This is a genomic window from Alteromonas confluentis (genome assembly GCF_001757105.1).
GTDB classification, from domain to species: domain Bacteria; phylum Pseudomonadota; class Gammaproteobacteria; order Enterobacterales; family Alteromonadaceae; genus Alteromonas; species Alteromonas confluentis.
On record NZ_MDHN01000041.1, the window covers coordinates 254,285 to 281,161 of the forward strand.

Consider the following 26,877-nt stretch of genomic DNA (forward strand, 5'->3'; position numbering starts at 1 on the left):
TCAAAACCGGTACTCCAAATCAAAGAAACGCACTGTTCCCGCACGCTCGCTGAGTGCCTGATGGGATGTGGTGAGTACTGCGCCACCGGCGTCTACATGTGCTTTCATTTTATCTTCAAGCTGCGCGACGCCTTTCACATCTAAGGCAGTGAAGGGTTCATCAAGGATCCAAACCTTCGCAGACTTGAGCCATAAGCGGGACAATGCCACTCGTCGCTGTTGCCCGGCGGATAATGTCCTACATGGTACATCTTCCATGCCTACCAGCCCCAGTTCGGCTAACACATGGTAAAGATGATCAAGAGAAGCAGAAACAGAATGCTGACGACACCAGAAAGCGAGATTTTCTATCGCGGTGAGCGCACCGTTCACACCAGGCTTGTGGCCAACATAGATTAAATCCTTGAACCAATGCTCTCCTAACGGCTGCGACTGCCAGGTAATAGTGCCACTTTCAGGTTGACTTAACCCGCAGAGAATTCGCAATAGACTGGTTTTGCCAGCGCCGTTGGGCCCACGAAGATACACCAGTTGACCAGACTGCAATGAGAACGACAATCTATCAAACAACACTCTGTCGCGTTTAATGCAACTTAGTTCACTGGCCACTAACCCTGACAACCAACACCTCATTTAAATAATTCGCTGTTTATTTTTGATGTTTGCGACCCAGCATTCTAGCATAGGCAAAAAGGATCACATCCCAACCATTGGCGTATTAAACCTTTTTATGACTTAGTTCAACCTGAAGGAGCATTGACATCGGTGAAAATCACAAAATGCTTGAATTTTTCAAATAGTTGCCGATAAATCTGTCATGAACTTGCAGATAGCTCAACTTTTTTCCGCTGCCAATGCATCGCTCTCTGCCGATGTAGCCAAATCACAACCTGAAATTCTGTCTCAACTCAGTTCAGCTTCGTTACAACGCACATCACACTCACAAATGCAGATATCTGCGCCCCAGTTACTTGCTTCAACGCTTTTAACATCAACCCCAGCCAGTAGTGTCACTGTCGATTCCGCCGCTACCGTTATTAGTGGTGAGAAGCAGATTACGTTATTCGATATGTTGCCGGTTAAGCAAATTACTCGCCTTACCCAGGCAGACACACAACGTTTAATAACAGCCTTAGCTGACGGCATGACATTGGCAGCACTGTCGCAATCGAAGTCTGGTTTCTCACTGACAGGCACAGTTGAAAATATAGCAAATCGTACAGTGAGTCTGAATTTGCAGATGCCAGGCAATCCTGGCGTAAAACTCGTTGTGCCCGACAGTATTGCCAGCCAATTAAAGTCAGGCGACAAAGTGACGTTGAAACTGCAACCAGATTCGGCACCCACCACTTTGGCAAACCAAGTTAAAAATAGCAGTGGGCAGCAATGGACAGCGACACTAAGCTCCACTGCATTACCAGAAAAAGAAGCATCATTTACGGTCCCGTCATCATCACCAACCGTTAAGCTTGCGGTTGCAAAAGTGATTGCAAGCGCGGGGATAACACTTGAGCAACCGCTTTCTACTGCATTGCAGAAAAACCTCAATATTTCCCCATCATCTTCAAATGGGAAACCGAACACGCCGGTATCCATGCACATTGTAAACGTGCAAGTTCGTGGTAACCAACTTGATGTCCGCGGCACTGAGCTAAAACCCATGTTAAACATTACCTTGCCGCAAAACAGTCCTAAACTTCAGCCTGTAGGTAATGACAGATTAGTCGAGCTTGCAAACCAAAATTCAATACCACGACAAACAGGAAAGCTCGCTTCAATACAAACAAATGTGACAACGCAAAACGTCGCGACACACCCATCACCTTTGTTATCAGCAAAATCTGATACGCTGCCGGATTCGGTGAAGTTGGCGGATAAGTTATCACCCGAATTGGGTATATCCGCAGAGGATGTGCCTGTTGTATTAGATAAAGTTCGACAGCTTTCACGACAACTCCTGGCGCAAACCGGTTCAACCAATCAAGCGTTAACAAAGCTTGTTAACGTGCTGCGCAATCCGGGTTTTGATATGCACACTGAAAGTAAAACGGTGTCGAAGCATCTGCTAACTCAACTTCTCGCGCTACAACCAGAAACGAAATCAACTTCCTCGTCGGGCTTACCACAAACGAATGTTGAACAGGTCAACAGTGATAGTGGAAAAACCGTCGAGAGTCAGGTTCGGCAATTGATTCAGTCACCGGCTCTGACTAGCACCCCTTCAGCGCTACTTAGTCAATCTGCGGCATCGGGTTTTATCAATGCACTGGTCAGCCTGCTGCAAATCAGCCTCGCTGGCAGGGCCGCCCGCGCCCAACCGGATCTAGCACGTATCATCGACAAAGCTGACTCGGTTTCAGGAAAAACCGTCAGTGCATCTGGAGGCTCAACATCTACGCCGCAAGCTGGGCGAGTGGCAAATGATTTTGCCCAACTTGATAGCCGGTCAAACCTGCTCGAACAGGTGCGGGCGTTACTCGCCAACCACCAGCAGCAGAAAATGCAGAATGTTGAATCGCGGCTTCAGGGGCAGGATACCTTATTTTATATTTTACCTGTTGCGAATGAAGACCAGCCACCGCCTGAACTACATATTCGAGCCGAAGAAAGAGATAGCAGAAACAACGCAGCAGAACGAGGAAAACAACGTATTTGGCATCTAACCATGAAACTCAGTGTGGGCGACGCCGGTGAGTTGCTAGCCAAAACAAAAATTAATAATGACACCATCGAATTGCGCATTTACACCTCTTCCGATGCTTTACTCACCTCGGTTATCGATACCTTGCCCTACCTGTTACGTAGACTTGAGAGTCAAGGCCTTACCGTTGAGCATCACAGTTGCCAAAGAGGGAAAATACCTAAAACAATGAAAGATATGCCCTATCAGTTGTTTGAGGCACTGGCATGAAGGAGCCCTTTTGTGAGTGATAAAACCCGAAAAGCTATCGGCCTGAAATATAACAGCGGTGAAGCGGGCGCTAAACCTAAGGTTGTTTCAAAAGGGTTTGGCGATTTGGCACAGGCGATTATTCAGCAAGCCGAAGAGGCTGGCGTACTTATTCATGAAGATCCTTATTTAACCGACATGCTATCAACACTGGATTTAGGGCAAGAGATACCAGAGTCACTGTACTACGTCATTGCCGAGCTAATTGCATTTTCTTACGTATTGCAGGGCAAGATCCCAGCAGGTTGGGAAGACAGCGGCCATCTGCCTCAACGTGTTTAAAGCGCGAACTAGCAACAGTGTAAGTGCTCTGCGCTTAACCACAATCAGAAACCCTATTATCTTCACCCACCAAAAAAAGACCGACATCATCGTCGGTCTTTTTCGGTCTTTTTCGGTCTTTTTTATCACTGCATGATTTGCATCATCTGCATGGATAGTTTGGCTCAGTGATGACCAAACTCTGCTTCTTACAGCGTATCTTCTGACTCACCTTCAGCTTCTTCAGGCTTAACGCTCTTCGTTGCCAGTAATTCAGCACGGATTTTCGCTTCGATCTCGTTAGCGATATCCGGATTTTCCTTCAGGAAGTTCATCACGTTCGCTTTACCCTGACCGATACGGTCGCCGTTGTAGCTGTACCAGGCTCCGGCTTTATCTACCAGCTTCTGCTTCACGCCCAGATCGATAAGCTCAGCTTCTTTGCTGATCCCTTCGCCATAGCGGATCATGAACTCTGCCTGTTTGAACGGCGGTGCGACCTTGTTCTTAACTACCTTAACGCGGGTTTCGTTACCCACAACCTCGTCGCCCTCTTTCACCGCACCGATACGGCGGATGTCCAGACGAACTGATGCATAGAATTTCAGTGCGTTACCACCGGTAGTAGTTTCAGGGTTACCGAACATCACACCAATCTTCATACGGATTTGGTTAATAAAGATACACAAGGTGTTAGATTTCTTGATGTTGGCAGTCAGCTTACGCAGTGCCTGAGACATCAGACGTGCCTGCAGACCAACGTGAGAATCACCCATCTCACCTTCAATTTCCGCTTTTGGTGTTAGTGCCGCAACCGAGTCAATGATTACCACATCGACAGCACCAGAGCGTACCAGCATGTCACAGATTTCCAGTGCCTGTTCACCAGTATCAGGCTGAGACACCAGCAGGTCATCGATGTTTACACCCAGCTTGCCTGCGTAGATAGGATCCAGAGCGTGTTCCGCATCAACGAAGGCACAGGTTTTTCCTTTTTTCTGTGCTTCAGCAATCACTTGCAGAGTTAATGTGGTTTTACCTGATGATTCAGGACCGTAAATTTCTACAACGCGACCACAAGGCAAACCGCCTATACCGAGCGCAATATCAATACTGAGTGAACCTGTAGAAATGGCTTCAATATCGTGGGCCTGATTGTCGCCCAGACGCATAATTGCACCTTTACCAAATTGCTTTTCAATCTGGCCTAAGGCTGCAGAAAGCGCTTTTGATTTATTGTCGTTCACGTTATATCCCCAATATAATGGTTGCCCGGTGATGTATTGTTGCTATCAGCGACGGTAGTCATTTTTCGACTCCGGCCTATTTATGCTGACCCGCCTGCACTTTTCTGTGCTTACATTCACGAAACGTTATTTCTGATGTTGACTGCATTCTATACTGTATAAGCATACAGTCAAGTGTAATTTGATGTTTAGTCTGGCAGACAGCGGTCTATTCAGCAACCAGTCGTTGGTACAGGGTATTGATAGCAAAATGAATTGCCTGCTCGCGTACCGCAGTTCTGTCACCAGAAAAAATCTGCTTTTCAGTGGTTAACGAACCTTTCACCGCAAAACCAAACCATACTGTTCCCACTGGCTTTTCAGCAGAGCCACCACCAGGACCGGCAATACCGCTGACAGAAATTCCCGCACTGGCACCACTGTTTGCCACCACGCCCTGCACCATCTCTGTAACGGTTTGCTCAGAAACCGCGCCAAACTGTTCAAGGGTGTCAGCTTTCACGCCCAACAGTGATTGTTTCGCTTCATTGGAATAGGTCACCCAGGACTGATGAAACCAGTCAGAACTACCAGATACAGACGTAAACGCATAAGCGATACCACCACCGGTACAGGATTCTGCACAAGAAACCGTCAGGCCCCGCTCGCGCAACAGGTTGCCCAGTGCAGAAACGTATTCTTCAAGAGGACTGTTCGCACAAACAGTTGAAAAATCCGTACTCATACTAATAATACTCACCAATGAATTAATTCCGTTGTACCATTTTACACATTTAGTCGCTGGTAAAGACAGAAAGTTGGCTGAATGGAGAAGCTGGCGGACCAGGTAGCGGACCGATATGGTGCTTCTGGACGGATTAGGGAACTGCAGCCTATTGCGAAGATGTAGCAGCCGAGTCCCCATTAATAGGTCTATACCGTGTCTTAAATACAGCGCCGTAATCATGTCGAGAAGCAGCTGAACGAGAAGGCGCGCGGACGGATTACGAGGACTGCATTTGAAACCGTCTGCCGCAGGGATGCGGCAGTCGAGGCCCCAGGGATGGGTTTACGCCGTGTTTCAAATGCAGTTCCGTACTCCGGCCATAAGCGCCTTCTCACTCAAGCAATATCAAAATAACAAAGAGGTTTTCTTGGAATCACATACGCCGATGATGCGCCAGTATCTGGCCATAAAAGCACAACATCCAAATATTTTACTGTTCTACCGGATGGGGGACTTTTATGAACTCTTCTATGACGATGCCAAGAAGGCGGCGCATTTGCTGGATATTTCGCTGACCGCGAGAGGCAAATCCGGTGGCGAGCCCATTCCTATGGCGGGCGTGCCTTATCACGCGGTTGAAGCTTATCTTGCCCGACTGGTAAAAATGGGCGAGTCGGTGGCTATTTGTGAACAGGTAGGCGATCCCGCTACCAGTAAGGGCCCTGTAGAGCGGCAGGTTCAGCGCATTGTTACGCCAGGCACCGTTACCGATGAAGCGTTACTCGAAGAGCGCCGTGATAACCTGCTCGCGGCGGTGTGCGGACATGCCATGCACTACGGCATTGCCACCCTGGACATTAGCAGTGGCCGTTTTCTGGTGATTGAATGCGACAGCGATGAGCAACTGCTGGCCGAGCTTCAACGCCTGAATCCTGCCGAACTGCTTTATCCTGAGGGCTTTGAAAGTTTGCCGCTGATTGAACGCCGTAAAGGTTTACGCCGTCGTCCCGAGTGGGAATTTGACGCCCAGACTGCCAGTGAGCAATTGAATCAACAATTCGGTACGCAATCGCTGGATGGCTTTGGCGTGAAAGGGCTGGATAAAGGCATAGGCGCCGCGGGTTGTGTTCTTCAGTATGTGAAAGACACTCAGCGCACTGCCCTCCCTCACATTCGCAGTATTCACCGTGAACAGCAGGAAGCCCGCATTCAACTGGATGCCGCTACTCGCCGTAACCTGGAGCTTACCCAGAATTTAGCCGGTGGCCAGGAAAATACACTTTTTAGTGTGCTCGATGCCACCGCGACGCCTATGGGAAGCCGTTTGCTGCAGCGCTATCTACACGCGCCAATCACTGATCACTATGAACTTACCCATCGTCAAAAAGCTATTGCTTCGCTGATCGAAAACGGTAACGAAGAGGTTGCAGACACACTCAAGCGCATCGGTGATATCGAACGCATCATGGCCAGGCTGGCGCTGCGTTCAGCCCGTCCCCGTGATTTTTCCCGTCTGCGAAACGCCTTCAATGAGTTTCCTGATTTACTGGCGCAGCTCGAAACGTTCAGCAATCCACTGCTGTCAAGCCTAGGTAAGGCCATTGGCACCTATCCTGAACTTCAGGAATTACTAAATAAAGCTATCGTCGATAACCCACCGGTGGTGATCCGCGACGGCGGCGTGATCGCGGAAGGGTTTAACGAAGAGCTTGATGAGCTGCGTAAGCTCTCGCAGGGTGCCACCGATTATCTTGACGCGCTGGAGCAGCGTGAGCGTGAACGCACCGGCGTATCTACGTTGAAAGTAGGCTATAACCGCGTTCACGGTTTCTTTATTGAACTAAGCCGTGCCAATAGCGGTGCTGCGCCAGCAGAGTATATTCGCCGACAAACGTTAAAAAATACTGAGCGCTATATCACGCCAGAATTAAAAGAACACGAAGACAAAGTGCTTACCAGTCAGGGCCGCGCACTGGCACTGGAAAAGCAACTGTATGAGTATTTATTCGATAATTTCCAGCCACATTTAACCGCGCTGATAAATACCGCAGAAGCGCTGGCCAAGCTGGACGTTATTCAAAGCTTCGCAGAGCGTGCCATTGCACTGGATTTACACTGCCCCACACTGACTGACGAACGGGAAATTACCTACGAAGCCGGTCGACATCCCGTCGTCGAGCAAGTCATGGAAGACCCGTTTATTGCCAACCCGGTAAAACTGAATGATGAACAACGTATGCTCATCATCACCGGCCCCAACATGGGCGGTAAATCGACTTACATGCGTCAAACCGCACTCATCGTCCTAATGGCTTATTTAGGTTGTTACGTGCCAGCCACCAATGCCCGCATTGGCCGGGTCGATCGTATTTTCACCCGAATAGGTGCATCAGATGATCTGGCTTCTGGCCGCTCTACCTTTATGGTAGAAATGACTGAAACCGCCAACATCCTGCACAATGCCACCGAACACTCGCTGGTATTAATGGATGAAATCGGACGCGGTACCAGTACCTATGATGGTCTTTCACTGGCCTGGTCCTGCGCCAGCTTCCTGGCCCGTGAGATCAATGCTTACACCCTGTTCGCCACCCACTACTTTGAACTCACCCAGATGGCAGAGTCTGAACAGGGTGTGGTGAACGTGCACTTAGATGCGATTGAACACGAAGACACCATCCGCTTTATGCACACGGTAGAAACCGGTGCTGCCAGTAAAAGCTACGGATTACAGGTAGCGCAGTTAGCGGGTGTTCCCCGCCCGGTCATTAATGCTGCCAGGGCAAAACTCCACGAACTGGAGAACCGCGAACCGGGCGAGGCGGTTTCCATGCAGGTTCAGGAAACGCCAAAATCCAGCAAAGGCCAGTCTGAAATGCACTTTTCCGATATGCCGGATCCTCTGCGTGACGCCCTTAACCAGTTGTCACCAGACGAATTATCGCCCCGGGAAGCTCTCGACCTACTCTATACCCTGAAGCGACTCAGTCAGGCATAAAGCGCAGGCAAAAAAATAACCCGCCTGACCAGCAGGCAAACAGATTGTTTGCCTGCTACTCTTTCGCTATAATGTTGCGCCGTCCAAGTGCTGAATCCCGTTTTGCCAACTCTCAGCACATTAGCCATACAATCCAACGCCTTAGGTTTCGCATGACAAATTATATTTTCGTCACCGGTGGTGTCGTATCATCGCTTGGTAAAGGTATTGCTGCCGCATCACTCGCAGCCATTCTTGAAGCGCGTGGTCTCACCGTTACGATGTTAAAACTGGATCCGTACATCAACGTTGATCCAGGCACAATGAGCCCAATTCAACACGGGGAAGTGTTTGTCACGGATGATGGCGCAGAAACCGACTTAGACTTAGGTCACTACGAGCGTTTTATCCGTACTCGTATGACCAAACGCAACAACTTCACCACGGGTCGTGTGTATGAAGAAGTATTGCGTCGTGAAAGACGTGGCGACTACCTGGGTGCCACTATTCAGGTTATTCCGCACATCACCAATGAGATCAAACGTCGTGTTATCGACGGTGCTGAAGGTCATGACGTAGCCATTGTGGAAGTAGGTGGAACTGTAGGTGACATCGAGTCACAACCGTTTCTCGAAGCAATCCGTCAATTAGGTACAGAAGTGGGTCGCGATCGCGCGATGTTCATGCACCTGACATTAGTACCTTACATGCCAGCATCTGGTGAGGTGAAAACCAAGCCTACTCAGCATTCTGTAAAAGAGCTGCGTTCTATCGGTATTCAGCCTGACATTCTGGTGTGCCGCTCTGTTGGCGCACTGCCAGCCACTGAACGCTCTAAAATCGCTCTGTTCACTAACGTAGCAGACAAAGCGGTTATCTCACTGAAAGATGTAGACAGCATCTATCGCATTCCAGCCGCACTTAAAGCGCAAGGTATGGATCAGCTGGTTGTTGACCGTTTCCGTCTGGACTGCAAAGAAGCTGACTTAACCGAGTGGGAACAGGTTCTATACGCAGAATCAAACCCAACGGCGGAAGTGAACATTGGTATGGTAGGTAAATATGTTGAACTACCTGATGCCTACAAGTCGGTAAACGAAGCGCTAAAACACGCCGGCCTGAAAAACCGTCTTACCGTGAATATTCATTATATCGATTCTCAGGATATTGAAAGCAAAGGCACTACGATGCTTGAGCAGCTCGACGCTATCCTGGTTCCGGGCGGCTTCGGCGAGCGCGGTATTGAAGGTAAGATCGCCGCTGCTCGCTATGCCCGTGAAAATAAAGTGCCTTATTTAGGCATTTGTTTGGGTATGCAGGTTGCTTTAATTGAATTTGCCCGCAATGTTGCTGGTATGGAAAACGCAAACAGCACTGAATTTGATCCGAAGACACCTTACCCGGTAGTTGGTTTGATCACAGAATGGCTGGATGCAGATGGCTCCACAGAACAGCGTGATGCAACCTCAGATTTAGGTGGCACCATGCGTTTAGGTAGCCAGCTTTGCCACCTGATCCCAGGCAGCAAAGTATGTGAGACCTATGGCAGTGAAGAAATTTATGAACGTCACCGCCACCGTTACGAAGTGAATAATAATCTTCGTGACCAAATCGAAGCAGCAGGTTTAAAAGTAAGTGGATTGTCCACAGATAAACGCCTGGTGGAAGTGATTGAAATCCCGGACCACCCGTGGTTCGTGGCAGGCCAGTTCCACCCGGAGTTCACTTCTACGCCCCGCGACGGACACCCGTTATTTAAGGGCTTTGTAGAAGCTGCTGGTCAATACCAGAAAGCTAATCACTGATTCTAAAAAAGTAAAAGGCCGCATTTTGTGGCCTTTTGCACAATCGTTGAGGAAAAAAAATGGCGAAGATTGCTCGCATTGTTGGACGCGAAATCCTGGATTCACGTGGTAACCCCACTGTTGAAGCGGATGTTTATCTTGATTCTGGCGCAATGGGTCGTGCAGCAGCACCCTCTGGCGCATCTACTGGTTCACGTGAAGCACTGGAACTGCGTGACGGCGATAAAAGTCGTTACCTGGGCAAAGGCGTAGAAAAAGCCGTTGCAGCAGTGAACGATGTAATTGCACCTGCACTGGCGGGCATGGACCCACTGGCGCAAACAGACGTTGATAACAAAATGCTTGAGCTGGATGGCACCGAGAACAAAGAAAAACTTGGCGCAAACGCAATCCTTGCTGTTTCTCTGGCAGTGGCAAAAGCGGCAGCTATTGAGAAAGGCGTTGCATTATACGAGCACATCGCTGATCTGAACGGCACACCGGGCGTTTACTCTATGCCAGTACCAATGATGAACATCATCAACGGTGGTGAGCACGCTGACAACAACGTAGATATTCAAGAGTTCATGGTTCAGCCGGTTGGCGCGAAAAGCTTCAAAGAAGCGCTGCGTATGGGTGCAGAAATCTTCCATAACCTGAAGAAAGTACTGTCTGCCAAAGGTCTGAACACCGCAGTGGGTGACGAAGGTGGTTTTGCGCCTAACCTGAGCTCTAACGCTGAAGCATTGGCAGTTATCGTTGAAGCCGTTGAAAATGCTGGCTACAAAATGAATGAAGACATCACGCTGGCTCTGGACTGCGCGGCATCTGAGTTCTATAAAGAAGGCAAATACGTACTGTCTGGCGAAGACAAGTCTTTCGACTCTGAAACCTTCGGTGATTACCTGGCTGATCTGGCCGAGCAATACCCTATCGTTTCTATCGAAGACGGTCTGGACGAGAGCGACTGGGACGGTTGGGCGAGCCTGACTAATAAGATTGGTAATAAAGTACAGCTAGTTGGTGACGACCTGTTCGTAACCAACACCAAAATCCTGTCTCGCGGTATCGAAAACGGTATCGGTAACTCTATCCTGATCAAGTTCAACCAGATTGGTTCACTGACTGAAACTCTGAACGCGATCAAGATGGCGAAAGACGCAGGTTTCACTGCCGTTATCTCTCACCGTTCAGGTGAAACTGAAGATGCCACTATCGCTGACTTAGCGGTAGGTACAGCGGCAGGTCAAATCAAAACAGGTTCTCTGTGCCGTTCCGACCGTGTTGCTAAGTACAACCAGTTACTGCGTATTGAGCAGGCGCTGGGCGATAAAGCGGTTTACCCGGGTCGCAGTGCAATCAAAGGTCAGTAATGACCAACAAACGGGTAGCACTGGCTACCCGTTCTTTTTAATGCTACTTTATTGATATATTTCATAAACCTTTGTAGCCATGTCGTCAGGTTCTTATTCGTCGTCCGATCAGTCCGATTTCTTCTCGGCCACTGGCGCTACTGACGGAAAACCCGTTTTTACCGAAATCTGTAACGCCCTCTACGAGCGCGAGTTACTGGTCCTTTCTCAGACCACCGGAAATCAGGTAAAGCTGCTACAGAGTCGGTTAGCCGCCCTTCCCCATCGAATTCAGCGTGCCGCCCATTATCTTTCCCGGCATAAAACCCCGCTCACTGTTGATAGCCATAACGGTACCTGGCAATACAAGCAAGCAGGACGCTGTCCAGCCAATAAAGTTGAATCGGAAATGACCCGCGTCTGGTATAGCGAACATGCTGCCTATGGCCTGGCTGTACCGGTACGGTTGCAACGATTTGATGAAGAACATATTGAACTGGACTCTATTGACCGGGTGCAGTTTGACAATGAGATGTTGCACACTAACAAATACGGCTGGTTTACCTTCGATGGCATTAGTCAATCAAGCAACGCAGAAACAGACTTTAAACTGATTAAGCCTACCAAAGCGATTATGGCAGCAGCGTGTTGTGGGCACCGTTGGAACCACAAAGGCAAACTCGCCCCCCGCACGGTGTCATTAAGAGAGTTATTGCTTTCTACCACCATAAAATGGAAGAAATTCACCCTTCTGGCCTGACCATTGAATGCAAATAGGATGAATATAACCATTATTTATAACCCAGAAGACAATCAAGGGTTGACCTGAAGGCGCTACATGGTTACATTGTCGGCTATCAACTGGGCAGGCAAATAAACGCTATTATTATGCAATCTGTTTTTCTATCTCTTCTACTCCTCATGGCAGCAAGACTGCACGGGTAGATTGCATCCAGTTATAGGAATCTCCATAAACCCGTGCATCGCACGGGTTTTTTTTTAATTGTTTTAACCATGAGTATTAAGCCATGACGAATCAGGTAAAGATCTTTGATACCACCTTGCGCGACGGCGAGCAGGCACTGCTGGCCAGTTTAAGTGCCAAAGAGAAATTACAGATCGCCCTGGCACTCGAACGCCTGGGCGTAGACATCATGGAAGCGGGTTTCCCGGTGTCCTCCCCAGGTGACTTCAATTCCGTTCAGATGATTGCCCGTGAAGTGAAAAACAGCATTGTTTGTGGCTTAGCCCGAGCTGTTGAAGCGGATATCGACGCCTGTGGTAATGCGCTGAAAGTGGCTGATCAATTCCGTATTCACACCTTCCTGGCAACGTCAGATATTCATATTGAACATAAGCTTCGCAAAACCCGCGACCAGGTTATCGATATGGCTGTTGGTGCTATCAAATATGCGCGCCGCTACACCGATGATGTGGAATTCAGCTGTGAAGATGCTGGCCGTACTGATATTGATTATCTGTGCCGTGTGGTAGAAGCCGCAATTAATGCCGGTGCCAACACAATCAATATACCAGACACTGTGGGCTACACCATTCCTACGGAATTTGGCAACATTGTTACCAACCTGATGAACCGCGTACCGAATATCGATAAAGCGACTATTTCTGTGCACTGTCACAACGACTTAGGCTTGGCGGTTGCCAACTCACTGGCTGCGGTTGAGCAAGGTGCGCGTCAGGTGGAATGTACCATGAACGGTATTGGCGAACGCGCCGGTAACACGTCGTTGGAAGAAATCGCCATGATTTTGCAAACCCGAGAATCGCTGCTTGGTCTTAAGTCCAACATCAACTCTACCGAAATTCACCGCACATCCAAGCTGGTAAGCCAGCTGTGTAACATGCCGGTACAATCTAATAAAGCCATCGTCGGCACTAATGCATTCAGCCATTCCTCCGGTATTCACCAAGACGGCGTATTGAAAGCACAGAATACTTACGAAATCATGACCCCAGAGAGTGTGGGTATCAACAAAAACAACCTGAACATGACATCACGTTCTGGTCGTCACGTTATCAAGCACCGTCTGGAAGAGCTGGGCTACAAGCCGGAAGATTACGATCTGGAAGCGGTTTACGCTGCATTCCTGGAACTGGCTGATAAGAAAGGCCAGGTGTACGACTATGATTTAGAAGCCTTATTATTCTTCGACCAACAAAAACACGATTCAGCCCACTACCAGCTGAAATATCTGCATGCGACTTCTGGTCGTGAAATTGTGCCAAGTGCAACAGTAACCCTGCAGGTTGGCGAAGAAGAAGTGACCAAAACCGCCATAGGAAATGGTCCGGTAGATGCCGCATTTAATGCTATTATGGAAGTGCTCGGTCACCAGGATCTGGTGGTTGTAGACTTCAAACTCGACTCCAAAGGAGAAGGGGCTGATGCCCTGGCCCAGGTTGGTGTCATCGCAGAATATAAAGGTCGCCGTTTCCACGGCATCGGTCTGGCTACCGACATTGTCGAAGCCGGCGTAAAAGGCCTGATTTTCGTATTAAATAATACCTATATCGCTGATCAAATCGATCAGCAAAAGAATCAACAAGAACGCGTTGCAGGAGTATAAAGTGAGCGAATTTAACATTGCCGTCCTCGCCGGTGACGGCATCGGCCCGGAAGTCATGCAAGAAGCCAACAAGGTATTGGATGCCATTGAAACCAAATTTGGTGTGACTTTTAACCGTACCGCTTACCCTGTGGGTGGCTACGCCATTGATACCGAAGGCGAAGCATTGCCGCCAAAGACTTTGCAAGGCTGTGAAACTGCCGATGCAATTCTGTTCGGCTCAATTGGCGGTCCTAAATGGGATTCCCTGCCACTGGAACAACGCCCTGAACGCGCCGCTCTGCTTACCCTTCGCAGCCACTTTGATTTATTCAGTAACCTGCGCCCAGCCAAAATCTACCCTGGTCTGGAAGGTCTTTCACCCTTGCGTGCTGATATTGCAGCCAGTGGCGTTGACGTATTGGTAGTGCGCGAACTGACCAGCGGTATCTATTTTGGTCAGCCAAAAGGCCGCGACGGTGAAGGCGAAGAAGAATACGCTTTCGATACCATGCGCTATTCCAAGCGTGAAATTCGCCGCATTGCCATTTCAGCCTTTGAAGCAGCGCAGAAGCGTCGCGGTAAAGTTACCTCGGTAGACAAAGCTAATGTACTGGTGTGCAGTCGTCTGTGGCGTGAAGTAACAGAAGAAGTTGCCAAAGATTACCCAGACGTTGAACTGGAACACATTTATATTGATAACGCGACCATGCAGGTAATGAAAAATCCTGCTCAGTTCGACGTCATGCTGTGCTCCAACCTGTTCGGTGACATCATCTCTGATGAGTGCGCTATGATGACGGGTTCTATGGGCTTGCTGGCATCTGCCAGCATGAATGAAGACGGTTTCGGTCTTTACGAGCCTGCCGGCGGCTCAGCACCCGATATCGCTGGCCAGGGCATTGCTAACCCAATCGCACAAATCCTTTCCGCCGCCATGATGCTCCGCTTCTCGTTAAACCAACAAGAAGCCGCCGATGCCATCGAAAGAGCGGTTGTTGCCACCTTAGAATCCGGTGTACTTACCGGCGAGCTGCTGCCTGCTGACAAGCGTGATCAGGCATCCACCACAGCACAGGTTGGCGACGAAGTTGTTAGACAAATTCTGAGTCAGGAGTAAGCACCACCATGGCCAAGACCTTATACGATAAAGTTTGGGAAGCGCACGTCGTTGACCAATTAGGCGAAGACAGCTTGCTGTATATCGATCGCCACCTAATCCATGAAGTTACCTCACCACAAGCCTTTGCTGGTTTGAACGAAAAAGCCCGTAAGGTCCGTCGTCCAGACCGCACTTTCGGTACCATGGACCACAGTATTTCTACCCGTTCACTGGCTATTGATGCCTGTGGCCCGCAGAATGCGCTGCAGCTAAAAACGCTGGCGACAAACTGTGAAGAGCACGGTGTTAAACTGTTCCCGGTAGGTCACCAGAAACAGGGCATCGTGCACGTAATGGGTCCGGAACTGGGACTCATCCTGCCTGGTATGACGGTAGTATGTGGAGATTCTCACACGGCGACTCACGGTGCATTCGGCGCATTGGCGTTCGGTATCGGTACCTCTCAAGTTGAACACGTTCTCGCCACCCAGACCCTGAAGCAAAGCAAAGCGAAAAGCATGCTGATCAATGTGAACGGCAAGCTGGCAGTTGGCATTACCGCAAAAGACATCATTCTTGCCATCATTGGTAAAATTGGTCACGCCGGAGCCACTGGCCACGTGATTGAATACGCAGGTGAAGCGATTCGTTCTTTGACTATGGAAGAACGTATGACGATTTGTAATATGAGTATCGAAGCGGGTGCCAAGGCGGGTATGGTTGCACCTGACGATACCACGTTCGAATACGTAAAAGGTCGCGAATACGCCCCAACAGGAAGCGATTGGGATGCAGCGGTCGCCTACTGGAAATCGTTACACAGCGAAGACGGTGCCACTTTCGACACCGTGGTAGAACTGGATGCTGCTGACATTGCACCGCAAATCACCTGGGGCACGAACCCGGGTCAGGTAATTGGTGTGGATGCGCCGGTACCGGCTCCGGAAGATTTCTCTGATGCGGTTGAAAGAGAAAGTGCCAGAAAAGCGCTGGCTTATATGGGGCTGTCTGCGGGTGACAAACTCGATGCAGTGCCAGTAAGTCACGTGTTCATCGGTTCCTGTACCAATGGTCGTATTGAAGATATGCGCGCAGCCGCATTCATCGCTAAGCAAGGTAAAGTAGCTGACACCGTAACCGCTATTGTGGTGCCAGGCTCTGGTGCGGTGAAGCGTCAGGCGGAAGAAGAAGGCCTGGATAAGATTTTCACCGATGCTGGTTTTGAATGGCGTCTGCCAGGCTGCTCTATGTGTCTGGGTATGAACGACGATATCCTGCAGTCAGGAGACCGTTGCGCCTCTACCAGTAACCGTAACTTCGAAGGCCGTCAGGGCCGTGGTGCTCGCACCCACCTGGTTAGCCCGGCAATGGCTGCGGCCGCCGCGCTGAAAGGCCGTTTTGCTGACGTTCGCGAATTTCAGGAGTAAGTCATGAGTCAGGGTTTTACAGTACACACCGGCCGCGCTTGTCCTCTGGATCAGGCCAATGTCGACACCGATCAAATCATTCCAAAGCAGTTTCTGACTGGCGTTACCCGCACCGGTTACGGCAAGCACCTTTTTCACGACTGGCGCTACCTTGACCTTCACGAGCAAGAGCCAAACCCGGATTTTGTGGTGAATAAACCGGAATACGCCGGCGCCAGCATTCTGCTGTCGCGGGAAAACTTCGGTTGTGGCTCAAGTCGTGAACACGCACCTTGGGCATTGGCAGATTTCGGTTTTGATGTTGTTATTGCAACGTCATTCGCAGATATTTTCTACGGCAACTGCATCAATAACCAGTTGCTGCCTATTGCGCTGTCATCATCGCAAATGGATGCACTGTTTGGTGCAGTAAAAGCTAACGCAGACCTTGAAATCGTGGTTGATTTACCCGCGCAAACCGTTATTGCTGGCGACCTTACCTTCAGCTTCGACATCCTGGCCCACCATAAAAACAACCTGATTAAAGGGTTGGATGCCATCGGCCAAACACTCGAACTGACCAGTACCATTGAAGAATTTGAAGCAAAGCAACCAGCCTGGCTTTAATTTCTGAGATTTGTTCTATACTAAAAAAAGGCGGTGTTTGTACATCGCCTTTTTTATATTTCGCGGTTTTTAGTTAGGAGCAAATCGGACTGGCTAAGCAGGTACAAACCCGGCCCCACTTCGGTTTAGGACATTTATTTTTAAAGCATCGAGGCATTATGCTTAAACACGTGTCAATAAACGACCTCATTCCCGGCATGTTTGTGAGCCAAGTCGTGGAACAAACGGGCAATACCCGGGTAAGAACGAGTGGTGTTGTGAAAAGCACCTTATCGGTTGAGAAACTTCGGGAAATGGGGATAACACTGGTTGAAGTGGATTACGCTCGCAGCCAGGTTACAGAGCCCCAGCAAGAGTCAACCAAAGTTTCTGAAGATTCTCCAAAGCCCAAAAGTAATAGCGATGTCCTGTCTTCTGCGAACCAGCTTTACGACGAAGCCCTAACGCTACAGAAATCATTTATCAGTGCGTTACAACGGGGCGCCCCTAATGATTTGACGAAAGCCTCTGAACTCTCCTCTAGCATCATCGAAGGGGTATTTGACAATAAAGATGCGATGTCGTGTCTGACGATGATCAAAAACTCAGACCAATATTTGCTTGAGCACTCCATAAATTGCGCCATTCTGATGGCAATGTTTGCCGACCATCTTGGCTACGACAGAGACACCATTGATGAAGCCTGCATGGGATCTTTGCTGATGGATGTGGGTATGTCTCAGGTACCTGAAGAAATTCGTCATAAAACAGATAAACTTTCACCTGCTGATTGGTCGGTGCTACGCCAGCACGTGGCGATCAGTCTGGAACTGGTAGAACAAGGAGAACAAATATCTGACCTTGCTTTATCGATCATTTCACAACACCACGAGCGTGAAGATGGCTCCGGCTACCCAAATTCACTGGCCAGCACTGAAATTGCGCCGTTGTCGAAAATGGCCGCAATTATCGACAGCTACGATGCAATGACATCGAACCGGAAGCATAAGGACAGTATCACCCCCACACTGGCGTTAAAACGTTTGGCGAAAGACCCCAGTCTCGACAGTCACTTAGTAAAACAATTCGTTCAGTGTGTAGGAGTTCACCCCGTCGGCTCATTGGTTAAGTTGAAAAGTGGCCGGTTAGGCATTATTGCCAAACCCCACCCGGAAGATTTACTGGCACCGGTGGTAATGACCTTCTACAGCATCTCCGGCGGTCATTTCAGCGAAATTAAACGGGTGGACCTTTCTCAGGTAGACGATGAAATTGAATCCGGCGTGCGCCCAGACGATTTCGGCATCAATCTACCGAAATTCTTCAAAGACGTGTTTATTAATCAGGTACCGGATTAATAAATCCGGTCTACTGCAAGTTTCGTCTGACCACCCAGACAATCCCTACCGTCATAATTACCGCTGGAATAAACCATAAAAAGTCCATCGTGTATTTTTCCTGTCATCCAAACAAAAGCAAAATAATTAGCCATCAGGTGCTGGGTGCACGCCGTGTTTCGAATGATTGTGCACCTGTCAGCCCAGCACATAACGCACGTTGCTCGCGCTACCAGTCGGTGAGCGCTGCCATGGAAAACTCTTTGCCTTCAAAGCTGAGAATTACCCGTTGCGCCTCGATTTTAACGATTTGTACTTCGTCTTCAATCCAGTCACCCTCGCCTAATTGCGTACCATTCACCCTTACCCAGCGGTCAGACGGACGGCTTGCATACATGTGGGCGTTGAATGCCATGCTCGGTAAGCGAGTGAGCATACGCACCGGTAGTTGATCTACGCGAGGCATGCTATCGCGCACCGTGACTTTGGTTTCAGCTCTTGGTTCGGTGGCACGGTTGTCCAGTTCGTCGATAGCTCTATTAAAACGTGCCATCAATTCCGGGGAGACTTCCACGTCACTTTCCTGAGGCGCATTGATCACTTCACCGCCTAAATCCACCTGAGCCTGAACCGAATTTTCTGCATAGCGCTGCGCAGTCTCTGCCTGAGTTTCACTTTGCTGAACGGGTGTCTGAGCGGGTGCCTGTTCAGGTGAAACAGCACCAGGTTGCAACTCTGACGGCACCGCGATGGCAACTTTTGCACTTTGCGCCACCTCAGCTTCCGTATCCAATGCTGCCAGGTCACCGGAATTGTTGGCATCTGTAACCACATCTACTTCAGCGGGGCTATTCTCCTTTTCAGGTTCATTAACCGCGCCCGGCTTCGTCTCATCGGCCACATCATCTGGAGCCGTTGCCACCACATTTTCAGCCTGTGGCCACCAGGCAGGATAGCTCCCCGCAGCGCCACCAATCGCAAGTCCAACGATTATCACGCCCGCAAAAGACATTACCTGACGAGAATACACCTTCCACATCGACGGTAGCCCCTGCACAGTAGGCAGAAACAAACTACGATTAAACTGTTCTGAAATAGCGTTATCCAGCTTATTCACGCTGGTATCGTGGTCACCTCGAATCAATTTTTGGGTTTGTGTTCGATGATGTACAGGCTTTTCAATTTCGACGGTTTGCGCGGGATCAACCTCCACTTCCAGCACGCCCATTTCTGCAAGCCCTGTTACCATAGCATCACTGGTCACCAACCCTGACTTTCGAATTTTTACCGGGCCGTTCTGTTCGGTAATGCGAACAATCACCATACCCGGTTTAAGTTCGGCAATTTTCATCAGTTCAGACATACAACCTCCCGATGCCAAAGCCCACCAGCAATGCTAATACAAAGGCCGTACCCAGCATCCATTTGCGCTGACTTTGAATACGCTGACTGACCACGTCATCACCGAGAATTTGTTCTGCTGCCGCCAGAAAAATAGGCTTTTTCACCACCGCATGTTGTTTCGTAAAAGATAAGGTCAGCGCGCGGTCGCATAAAAGATTAATGACCCGGGGAATACCACCGGTAATTTGATGAATCGCTTTTAATGCCTGTGGGCTGAAAATACTGATATCGCCATTCGCGACGCTAAGACGGTGGGCCACGTAAGACGACACTTCCGGTGCTGTTAATGGCAATAAGTGATACCGCGCGGTGATCCGCTGTGCGAGCTGACGCAGTTCATTCCGCTTCAGCAATTGTTGAAGTTCCGGCTGCCCGATGAGGACAACCTTCAGCAGTTTTTCGCGATTCGTTTCCAGGTTAGTGAGCAATCGCAGTTGCTCTAACACTTCAGGCATTAAATGCTGCGCTTCATCAATCATCAACACTGTGTTCACGCCTGCCTGATGATTGTCAGCCAGCTTGGCCAATATGCGGTCAGTAAAATACTTCAAACTGGCCTTATCGGCGTCGTAAGCGATACCCAGTTCATCACACACCGTGGCCAGCAATTCAAGGGCCGACAGCGTAGGGTTCAGAATCATCGCAACTTGCGTATTGTCAGGCAGTTGCTGCAGTAATTTTCGTGATACCGTTGTTTTACCTGTACCCACCTCGCCGGTAAGCATGACAAATCCACCGCTTTCCCTCAGGCCGAATGTCAAATGCGCCAACGCTTCTTTATGGCGTGGACTCATGTACAGGTAATCAGGGTTTGGAGCAATTGAAAATGGGTTGTCCGTTAGCCCAAAATAATTCAGATACATATGCTTGTCAGAGTTAGCAATTCACCGCGACTAAACTACCTAGCCGCTTGCAATAAGTCAAAATCAAAGCGATTCGAACACCAATTTAATGAATGGTTCAGGCATAATAACGAAAAACACAAAATGCGATGGTTTTATGGATGTTTATTTAGTGGGTGGCGCGGTGCGCGACGAATTACTCAATCGGCGGGTTACCGAACGTGATTGGGTGGTAGTTGGTGCGACTCCAGAAGAGATGCTCGCCAAAGGCTTCGAGCAAGTCGGCAAGGATTTCCCGGTATTTCTGCACCCGAAAACCAAAGAGGAATACGCCCTCGCCCGCACCGAGCGAAAGTCTGGCAGTGGTTACACCGGCTTTGTTTGTTACGCTGCACCAGATGTCACCTTAGAGCAAGATTTAATCCGTCGCGATCTTACCGTGAATGCTATTGCCAAAGACAATGATGGCAACCTTATTGACCCTTATCACGGTGTGAGAGATCTGAACTCTCGAATATTACGGCATGTGTCAGAGGCTTTCAGCGAAGATCCGCTTAGGGTATTTCGTGTAGCGCGTTTTGCTGCCCGCTACGCGCACCTTGGGTTTAAAGTTGCTGAAGAAACGCTTTCGCTGATGCGCAATATGGCTGACAGCGGTGAATTGGCACACCTCACTGCCGAGCGAGTGTGGAAAGAAACGATTCGCGCGTTGGGTGAAAATAACCCGGAAGTTTATTTTCAGGTCCTTGAACGTGCTGAGGCACTGAATGACTGGTTTCCCGAACTTATTGCATCGCTTAAAAATAGTGATTCGCGGCTTGAGCGCGCGGTATCAGCCAAGGCTAGCGACGATATTCGCTGGGCGCTGCTTTTCGCGAATACTTCAGCTGAAGGTACAGAAACCTTATGCAAAAGAGTAAAAGCGCCCAACAAATACGCTCAACTCGCTATGCTGGTTAGCCGTTTCAGCAAAGCATTCACTCCCTCAAACACCGCTGATGACTGGTTGAAACTCTGCAATCAGTGTGATGCCTGGCGCAAGCCAGAACGCTTCACAGACTTTATCACTGCATGTACGTTGATAAATGACAATGCCGATATCAGCAGCTCTTTGGCAACGCCGTTACATGAAACCGTAAAAGAGGCCAGCAAACTCAGCGCAAAAGCGTTTGTCGAGCAAGGATTGCGCGGCCCGCAGATTGGCGAGGCGATGAACCTGGCCCGAAGGGATATCTTTGAAAAGCGTTTCCGTTTAGATCTGTTCTCCTAGCCAGGAGGAAAGTAACTGGTTAACAAGTAACCTGAATTAAAACAATTTACTGAATTTTTCGATGCAAAATCTAACACAACAACTTCAGCAGCTTTTTGGCTTTGACGATTTTCGTGAAGGTCAGCAGCAGACCATTGAGCAGCTTTTAGCGGGGCATTCATCGCTGGCGGTATTTCCAACCGGCTCTGGGAAGTCGTTGTGTTATCAGTTTACGGCTACTCAATTGCCTCACCTTACACTGGTGATTTCACCGCTGATCGCCCTAATGCACGATCAGTTGGCATTTTTGCGCAGTAAGGGAATTGCCGCGGCCAGCCTGGATTCCACCCTCAGCAAAGATGAAAGTCAGCAGGTGATGCAACAAGCCCGGGATGGCAAGCTCAAAATTTTAATGATTTCCGTGGAGCGATTCAAAAATGAACGCTTCCGCCGTTTTATAGAAAATATCCCCATCTCCATGCTGGTTGTCGATGAAGCGCACTGTATTTCAGAATGGGGGCACAATTTTCGCCCTGATTACCTGAAACTCCCGCAATATCAACAAGCACTGAATATTCCCCTAGTGCTCTTACTTACCGCCACAGCGATGCGCCGTGTGCAGAAAGACATGGCACAAAAATTCAACATTGGCTTTCAGCATATTGTACAAACAGGATTTTATCGCGCAAATCTCGATATAGACCGGATCCCCGTCCACCACACGAGTAAATTAGTGTTACTAACGCAGGTGCTGGATGAAACGGCCGGTGCCGGTATTGTTTACGTTACTCAGCAAAAAACGGCTGATGAACTCGCGGCTCAACTTCAGGAAGCTGGCTATTCGGCGACTTCCTATCACGCGGGGTTAGGTAACGACGCGCGAGCAAGTATTCAGAACCGTTTTATGGCGGGTAAAACCCGTATCATCGTGGCAACAATTGCATTTGGCATGGGGATAGATAAATCAGATATCCGCTTTGTGGTGCATTACGACCTGCCCAAATCCATCGAGAACTACAGTCAGGAAATAGGCCGTGCCGGCCGCGATGGTCAACCTAGCCGCTGCGTACTGTTGGCAAGTTTAGATGGGATAAATGTGCTGGAAAACTTTGTATATGGCGATACCCCTGAAGCGTATGGTATCGACAAGCTTTTAACAGAAATTACCAGCAGCGCCGAAAATAATGAATGGGAAACGCAATCTTATTCACTGTCACAAGCCACCAACATTCGTGCTTTGCCACTAAAAACGTTGCTGGTGCAGATGGAGCTGGCTGGCGCTATTGAGCCTAAATACAGTTACTATGAAGATGTAAAAGTGAAATGGCTGGTCGCCTCGGAACAGATTGTAAAAGCGTTACCCGCAGAGCAGCAACCGCTTTTCAACGCCATTGTCGGCCAGACTACATTCAAAAAGATTTGGGGCGTGCCGAATTTCGACGGGCTTCACCAACAGGGTTTTGAACGCGGCACTGTGTTGAGCCTGTTAGAGCAACTTGCCGAACACGATTACGCCGAGTTAGAAATGAAAAAGCTCACCGACGTTTATCGCATCGCGCCGAACTTACTGACACCAGAACTTGCGCAAAACCTGCATCAGTATGCCGCCCGTAACGAACAATCTGAAATAGCCCGCATTGCCACCATGCTGCGATTTTTCAATCTCGACCGTTGTCTGAATCACAATCTCGCTTTGTACTTTGGCGACCAACACGCCCCAGAGCGCTGCGGTCACTGCTCGGTTTGCCGCGGGCATTCACTCAGTCTCAGTCGCGAGAACGACAGCGACGACGCCAGCGCGATTATAAACGATATGCAACAAGCGCTTGCGTGGCTGAACGAAAAACTGCCAGAAGGGCAAGTTTCCCCTATTTTACTCACCCGTTTTATGGCTGGACTGACTCAACCGGTGTTTACAAAAATAAAAGCCCGTCAGCAAGCGCTGTTCGGAAAATATGAAGAGACCGCCTATCACGTGTTGCTGCAGTGCTCTCATTCCATAATGGATGAACCAACAAGCAAACAATCGGGATAATTGTTATCAAAAAGCGGCAGTGAGGTGCTACAATACGCCTTTACTTTCGCGACATAAAAACACCGCATGACCTTTGAAGAATTAGAGCTTGATGACAGCCTCTGTCAGGCTGTCACGGAGATGGGTTTCAAAAACCCAACTTCGATTCAGTCTCTCGTGATCCCGCCGGCAATGGACGGCAAAGACATCCTCGCATCCGCCCCTACCGGGACCGGTAAAACAGCGGCATTTTTGCTGCCAGCTTGTCAGTACCTGCTTGATTTCCCACGCCGGGAACCAGGTTCATGCCGAATACTCATTCTCACGCCAACCCGTGAGTTGGCTATTCAGGTTTACGAACAGGCCAAGGTTATCACCCGATACACCGAACTGGTTTGCGGTGTAATAACCGGCGGTATCAATTACGGTACTGATCGGGAAATTCTAAGTCAAAACCTGGATATTCTGGTGGCTACCCCGGGCCGTCTTTTCGAACATATCGAGAAAGAATCTGCCGACTGCCGCAATATTGAATGTCTGATCCTGGATGAAGCTGACCGCATGCTTGATATGGGCTTTGGTGCTATTGTGGGGCAAATCGCTTCGGAAGCGCGCTGGCGGAAACAGAACATGTTGTTCTCGGCTACCCTTGAAGGCCCGGGCGTTAAGTTCTTCTCAAGAGACATTTTGAATGATCCGGTAGAAGTAGAAGCCAACCCTTCTCGCAAAGAAAAAGCCAAAACCCATCAGTGGTATCACCTTGCAGACGATATGGCCCACAAACAGGCCATGCTGGTGCATATTCTGAAAAACGATATCACTAACGCCGTGGTGTTTGTAAAAACCCGTGAGCGTCTGCAGGCACTGAAAGATTTCCTCATGTCAGAGAAAATCGAGGTGTGCTGGCTACAGGGTGAAATGCCACAGGATAAGCGCATCGCCGCACTGCAACGGTTTAAATCCGGTGCCGTACCTGTGCTCCTGGCCACCGATGTTGCTGCTCGCGGGATTGATGTGCCTAACGTCAGCCACGTGATCAACTTTGATATGCCGCGCAAGGCAGACATTTATGTTCACCGCATAGGCCGGACCGGTCGCGCTGGTGCCAAAGGCACGGCGATTTCGCTTATCGAAGCCCATGATTTCGAGATGGTTGGCAAGGTTGAGCGTTATACCGAAGAACCGCTTAAAGCCCGGTTTGTCAAAGATCTGCGACCGAAGCACAAAGCGCCAAAGAATACCGCGAAGAAAAAGGCCAAAAAGAAAAAAGCCGCCACAGCGAAAAAGAAAAAGTAAGTAATCAGTAAGGACGTTTTGTTATGGCATTTCCAGAAAAAATCGTACTGGCCTCCGGCAATGCCGGTAAGGTGAAAGAATTCGCCCGACTTTTTGCACCGCTCAATGTGACTGTGGTGCCACAGAAAGAATTAGGTGTTAAAGACGTACCAGAAACCGGCACCACGTTTGTCGAAAACGCGATTATTAAAGCCCGCCACGCTGCAAAATGTACAGGTTTACCCGCTATTGCCGATGATTCTGGTTTAGTGGTGAATGCTCTTGATGGTGCGCCAGGTATATATTCAGCCCGGTACGCCGGTAAAGGTGCTGCCGACAGCGATAATATTGAAAAATTGCTTCACGCCTTAGATGGCAACCCAAACCGCCGAGCGCATTTCTTTTGTATGTTAGTTTTTATGCGACATGCAGACGACCCTGTGCCTTTGATTAGTGAAGGTTACTGGCACGGCACCATCACCACCGACCAGGCTGGTCATGGAGGGTTTGGCTATGATCCAGTGTTCTATGTACCATCACACGAATGTACCGCTGCTGAACTCGACAGACAGGTGAAGAATCAAATCAGTCATCGTGGTCAGGCAATGGCGTTCCTATTGGAACAAATGAGACAAACTTTTGCGTAATCCCCCATTAGGCTTGTACATCCACATTCCCTGGTGTGTGCAAAAATGTCCTTATTGTGACTTCAACTCTCACGGGTTGAAGTCTGACCTCCCCCAACAAGAATATGTCAGCCATTTACTCGATGATTTAGCCATTGATGCCACCCGCGTTGCTGGCCGGGAAGTGACCAGCATATTCATCGGTGGCGGTACACCCAGCCTTTTTGAGCCTGCTTTCATTGGCAATTTACTAGCAGGTGTAAAGCAACGTATCGCGCTTTCAGATAATGCTGAAATCACCCTGGAAGCCAATCCAGGTACCGTAGAAGCGGCACGATTCGACGGCTATGCACAGGCGGGTGTCAATCGTATTTCCATGGGCATTCAGAGCTTTGAAGATAAACACTTAAAAGCCCTCGGAAGAATCCATGATACGACGCAGGCAACCAAGGCCATCGACTTCGCCCGCTCAGCGCCGCTGAAGAGTTTCAATGTTGATTTAATGCATGGCCTACCGGATCAGAGCATTGAAAACGCATTAAGTGATTTAGCAACCGCTATCGCGCTGTCGCCTGCGCATTTGTCCTGGTATCAGCTTACCATTGAGCCCAACACCCCCTTTTATTCTAAACCTCCAGCACTTCCCGACGACGACATTCTGTGGGAAATACAAGATCAAGGCCATGCAATGCTGGCCAAAGCGGGCTATCAGCAATATGAAATTTCGGGATACAGCCAACCCGGTTTTCAATGTCAGCACAATTTGAATTACTGGCGCTTTGGTGATTACTTGGGGATCGGCTGTGGCGCACACGGCAAAATAACTGATATCCGCACCGGCAACATTCACCGTACCGTGAAAGTTAAGCATCCAAGGGGTTATATGGATATTGCGCGCCCCTATCTCGACACAGAGTCAACGGTTGAAAAAGACGATCTCGCTTTCGAGTTCTTTATGAACCGGTTTCGCTTAGTTGAACCTTGCCCAAAACAGGATTTTACTGATTTTACCGGCCAGGTATTGTCTGCGTCTGAGCGACAAGAGTTAGATAAGGCCATTACGCAAGGCCTGCTGACCGAAACAACGCGTCATTGGCAGGTTACACCTAAAGGTAGGCGCTATCTAAATTCACTGCTCTCTGCGTTTGTTTGAAGAGGTTTAAACAAAACAG

21 protein-coding genes are annotated in these 26,877 nt (G+C 49.2%); 16 read left to right on the forward strand and 5 right to left on the reverse strand.

Annotated features, from left to right (window positions below):
• Nucleotides 1–621 carry a cytochrome c biogenesis heme-transporting ATPase CcmA gene (ccmA, locus tag BFC18_RS19135; RefSeq protein WP_245680436.1) on the reverse strand — a complete coding sequence of 207 codons (621 nt, stop codon included), beginning with the start codon at nt 619–621 and terminating at the stop codon, nt 1–3.
• 196 nt (nt 622–817) lie between these two features.
• Between ccmA and fliK the strand changes: the two genes are divergently transcribed.
• Nucleotides 818–2,911, forward strand: coding sequence for a flagellar hook-length control protein FliK (gene fliK, locus BFC18_RS19140; protein ID WP_070127193.1), 2,094 nt, complete (start codon nt 818–820; stop codon nt 2,909–2,911).
• Between the two features lie 12 nt (nt 2,912–2,923).
• Nucleotides 2,924–3,232 carry an EscU/YscU/HrcU family type III secretion system export apparatus switch protein gene (locus BFC18_RS19145; RefSeq protein ID WP_070127194.1) on the forward strand — a complete coding sequence of 103 codons (309 nt, stop codon included), beginning with the start codon at nt 2,924–2,926 and terminating at the stop codon, nt 3,230–3,232.
• A 188-nt stretch (nt 3,233–3,420) separates the two neighbouring features.
• On the opposite strand, the gene recA is transcribed toward BFC18_RS19145, so the two are convergent.
• Entirely contained in the window at nt 3,421–4,458 is a 1,038-nt protein-coding gene (recA, locus tag BFC18_RS19150) for a recombinase RecA (protein WP_070127195.1), read from the reverse strand.
• A gap of 208 nt (nt 4,459–4,666) precedes the next feature.
• Nucleotides 4,667–5,182: a CinA family protein gene (locus tag BFC18_RS19155; protein WP_070127196.1), complete on the reverse strand. Its 516-nt coding sequence runs from the start codon at nt 5,180–5,182 to the stop codon at nt 4,667–4,669.
• 427 nt (nt 5,183–5,609) lie between these two features.
• Here BFC18_RS19155 and mutS point away from each other — a divergent pair, with 427 nt between their 5' ends.
• The 9 genes from mutS to BFC18_RS19200 all read left to right on the forward strand — a co-directional run bounded on the left by mutS (nt 5,610) and on the right by BFC18_RS19200 (nt 18,316).
• On the forward strand, nt 5,610–8,162 hold the full coding sequence (gene mutS / locus BFC18_RS19160) for a DNA mismatch repair protein MutS (RefSeq protein WP_070127557.1): 2,553 nt from the start codon (nt 5,610–5,612) through the stop codon (nt 8,160–8,162).
• Between the two features lie 152 nt (nt 8,163–8,314).
• On the forward strand, nt 8,315–9,946 hold the full coding sequence (locus BFC18_RS19165) for a CTP synthase (RefSeq protein ID WP_070127198.1): 1,632 nt from the start codon (nt 8,315–8,317) through the stop codon (nt 9,944–9,946).
• A 59-nt stretch (nt 9,947–10,005) separates the two neighbouring features.
• Nucleotides 10,006–11,298 (forward strand): phosphopyruvate hydratase, encoded by a 1,293-nt coding sequence (eno, locus tag BFC18_RS19170; RefSeq protein ID WP_070127199.1) that lies wholly within the window; start codon nt 10,006–10,008, stop codon nt 11,296–11,298.
• A gap of 79 nt (nt 11,299–11,377) precedes the next feature.
• Nucleotides 11,378–12,037 (forward strand): hypothetical protein, encoded by a 660-nt coding sequence (locus BFC18_RS19175; RefSeq protein WP_070127201.1) that lies wholly within the window; start codon nt 11,378–11,380, stop codon nt 12,035–12,037.
• A 268-nt stretch (nt 12,038–12,305) separates the two neighbouring features.
• Nucleotides 12,306–13,865, forward strand: a complete 1,560-nt coding sequence (gene leuA, locus BFC18_RS19180) for a 2-isopropylmalate synthase (RefSeq protein ID WP_070127203.1) — start codon at nt 12,306–12,308, stop codon at nt 13,863–13,865.
• A gap of 1 nt (nt 13,866) precedes the next feature.
• Complete coding sequence (gene leuB / locus BFC18_RS19185; protein ID WP_070127204.1) at nt 13,867–14,964, forward strand: 3-isopropylmalate dehydrogenase; 1,098 nt, start codon at nt 13,867–13,869, stop codon at nt 14,962–14,964.
• An 8-nt stretch (nt 14,965–14,972) separates the two neighbouring features.
• Complete coding sequence (gene leuC / locus BFC18_RS19190; protein ID WP_070127206.1) at nt 14,973–16,373, forward strand: 3-isopropylmalate dehydratase large subunit; 1,401 nt, start codon at nt 14,973–14,975, stop codon at nt 16,371–16,373.
• A 3-nt stretch (nt 16,374–16,376) separates the two neighbouring features.
• Nucleotides 16,377–16,979 (forward strand): 3-isopropylmalate dehydratase small subunit, encoded by a 603-nt coding sequence (leuD, locus tag BFC18_RS19195; protein WP_070127208.1) that lies wholly within the window; start codon nt 16,377–16,379, stop codon nt 16,977–16,979.
• Between the two features lie 158 nt (nt 16,980–17,137).
• Entirely contained in the window at nt 17,138–18,316 is a 1,179-nt protein-coding gene (locus BFC18_RS19200) for a cyclic di-GMP phosphodiesterase (protein WP_070127209.1), read from the forward strand.
• Between the two features lie 208 nt (nt 18,317–18,524).
• Here the strand turns inward: BFC18_RS19200 and BFC18_RS19205 are convergent, their stop codons facing one another.
• Both BFC18_RS19205 and BFC18_RS19210 read right to left on the reverse strand, forming a co-directional pair.
• Entirely contained in the window at nt 18,525–19,658 is a 1,134-nt protein-coding gene (locus BFC18_RS19205) for a general secretion pathway protein GspB (RefSeq protein WP_070127211.1), read from the reverse strand.
• The gene (locus BFC18_RS19210) at nt 19,651–20,562 is read right to left on the reverse strand and encodes an ExeA family protein (RefSeq protein ID WP_070127213.1); all 912 of its coding nucleotides are present in this window, start codon (nt 20,560–20,562) and stop codon (nt 19,651–19,653) included. The genes BFC18_RS19205 and BFC18_RS19210 overlap by 8 nt, the downstream gene beginning before the upstream one ends.
• A gap of 136 nt (nt 20,563–20,698) precedes the next feature.
• On the opposite strand from BFC18_RS19210, the gene BFC18_RS19215 reads away from it, so the two are divergent.
• The 5 genes from BFC18_RS19215 to hemW all read left to right on the forward strand — a co-directional run bounded on the left by BFC18_RS19215 (nt 20,699) and on the right by hemW (nt 26,858).
• Complete coding sequence (locus BFC18_RS19215) at nt 20,699–21,811, forward strand: tRNA nucleotidyltransferase/poly(A) polymerase-related protein (protein ID WP_070127214.1); 1,113 nt, start codon at nt 20,699–20,701, stop codon at nt 21,809–21,811.
• A gap of 61 nt (nt 21,812–21,872) precedes the next feature.
• A complete protein-coding gene (locus BFC18_RS19220) occupies nt 21,873–23,825 on the forward strand; it encodes a RecQ family ATP-dependent DNA helicase (protein ID WP_070127216.1) in 1,953 nt (650 codons plus the stop codon).
• A gap of 66 nt (nt 23,826–23,891) precedes the next feature.
• Nucleotides 23,892–25,100 carry an ATP-dependent RNA helicase SrmB gene (srmB, locus tag BFC18_RS19225; RefSeq protein WP_070127218.1) on the forward strand — a complete coding sequence of 403 codons (1,209 nt, stop codon included), beginning with the start codon at nt 23,892–23,894 and terminating at the stop codon, nt 25,098–25,100.
• A 23-nt stretch (nt 25,101–25,123) separates the two neighbouring features.
• A complete protein-coding gene (gene rdgB, locus BFC18_RS19230) occupies nt 25,124–25,726 on the forward strand; it encodes an RdgB/HAM1 family non-canonical purine NTP pyrophosphatase (protein ID WP_070127219.1) in 603 nt (200 codons plus the stop codon).
• Nucleotides 25,719–26,858, forward strand: coding sequence for a radical SAM family heme chaperone HemW (hemW, locus tag BFC18_RS19235; RefSeq protein WP_070127221.1), 1,140 nt, complete (start codon nt 25,719–25,721; stop codon nt 26,856–26,858). The genes rdgB and hemW overlap by 8 nt, the downstream gene beginning before the upstream one ends.
• Nucleotides 26,859–26,877 lie beyond the last annotated feature (19 nt).

What these genes read in the sequence shown, in the direction of transcription:
- rdgB (WP_070127219.1), top strand. Translation starts at nt 25,124, where the DNA reads ATGGCATTTCCAGAAAAAATCGTACTGGCCTCCGGCAATGCCGGTAAG.
- BFC18_RS19200 (WP_070127209.1), top strand. Translation starts at nt 17,138, where the DNA reads ATGCTTAAACACGTGTCAATAAACGACCTCATTCCCGGCATGTTTGTG.
- leuA (WP_070127203.1), top strand. Translation starts at nt 12,306, where the DNA reads ATGACGAATCAGGTAAAGATCTTTGATACCACCTTGCGCGACGGCGAG.
- srmB (WP_070127218.1), top strand. Translation starts at nt 23,892, where the DNA reads ATGACCTTTGAAGAATTAGAGCTTGATGACAGCCTCTGTCAGGCTGTC.
- mutS (WP_070127557.1), top strand. Translation starts at nt 5,610, where the DNA reads ATGATGCGCCAGTATCTGGCCATAAAAGCACAACATCCAAATATTTTA.
- BFC18_RS19205 (WP_070127211.1), bottom strand. Translation starts at nt 19,658, where the DNA reads ATGTCTGAACTGATGAAAATTGCCGAACTTAAACCGGGTATGGTGATT.
- eno (WP_070127199.1), top strand. Translation starts at nt 10,006, where the DNA reads ATGGCGAAGATTGCTCGCATTGTTGGACGCGAAATCCTGGATTCACGT.
- leuD (WP_070127208.1), top strand. Translation starts at nt 16,377, where the DNA reads ATGAGTCAGGGTTTTACAGTACACACCGGCCGCGCTTGTCCTCTGGAT.
- BFC18_RS19215 (WP_070127214.1), top strand. Translation starts at nt 20,699, where the DNA reads ATGGATGTTTATTTAGTGGGTGGCGCGGTGCGCGACGAATTACTCAAT.
- leuC (WP_070127206.1), top strand. Translation starts at nt 14,973, where the DNA reads ATGGCCAAGACCTTATACGATAAAGTTTGGGAAGCGCACGTCGTTGAC.
- BFC18_RS19210 (WP_070127213.1), bottom strand. Translation starts at nt 20,562, where the DNA reads ATGTATCTGAATTATTTTGGGCTAACGGACAACCCATTTTCAATTGCT.
- BFC18_RS19165 (WP_070127198.1), top strand. Translation starts at nt 8,315, where the DNA reads ATGACAAATTATATTTTCGTCACCGGTGGTGTCGTATCATCGCTTGGT.
- fliK (WP_070127193.1), top strand. Translation starts at nt 818, where the DNA reads ATGAACTTGCAGATAGCTCAACTTTTTTCCGCTGCCAATGCATCGCTC.
- BFC18_RS19175 (WP_070127201.1), top strand. Translation starts at nt 11,378, where the DNA reads ATGTCGTCAGGTTCTTATTCGTCGTCCGATCAGTCCGATTTCTTCTCG.
- BFC18_RS19220 (WP_070127216.1), top strand. Translation starts at nt 21,873, where the DNA reads ATGCAAAATCTAACACAACAACTTCAGCAGCTTTTTGGCTTTGACGAT.
- BFC18_RS19155 (WP_070127196.1), bottom strand. Translation starts at nt 5,182, where the DNA reads ATGAGTACGGATTTTTCAACTGTTTGTGCGAACAGTCCTCTTGAAGAA.